Below are 531 nucleotides of genomic sequence, written 5' to 3'. Positions count from 1 at the left end.
GCAAGGCAATCTTGTTTTACGACATGTTTTTGGTTTTCTGACATTACTCCCTTTTCTTTGGAGTGTAATCATTCTAAGAGCCTCAGACATTTCGGTAGATCCATACCACGGTGCAAAGCTCGTAATGTACGTTTGCTTCTTGGTATGGGCTGCAGACAGCGGTGCTTACTTCGCTGGTAAAAGTTTAGGCAAGCGCAAGATGGCACCACATGTTAGCCCAAACAAAACGATTGAAGGTCTTATTGGCGGTATCATCGCGGCACTGATTGTTGGCTGGTTGTTTGCCGATTGGTTCAATATCCAGTTCACGAGCCCAATTCATATGATCATCATTACGTTGATCACGGTCGTGATTTCTGTATTAGGTGATTTAGTCGAAAGCATGTTTAAGCGTGTTTCTGGCATCAAAGACAGCAGTAACATCATTCCAGGCCACGGTGGCGTATTAGATCGCATCGATAGCCTGACTGCTGCATTTCCAGTCTTTGCTCTTCTATACTACGTATTCTAATTTATCGGGAGCGGCTTCAT

1 protein-coding gene is annotated in these 531 nt (G+C 44.3%); it reads left to right on the top strand.

The features are described 5' to 3' along the window. Positions 1 to 511 (top strand): phosphatidate cytidylyltransferase (locus R7Q11_RS29025; protein WP_225467326.1); only part of this gene is annotated, 511 nt, incomplete at its 5' end. Positions 512 to 531 lie beyond the last annotated feature (20 nt).

The organism is Vibrio sp. 970, assembly GCF_033339075.1.
The sequence above is the reverse complement of the archived record's forward strand: the minus strand, read 5'-3'. Positions and strand labels throughout refer to the sequence as shown.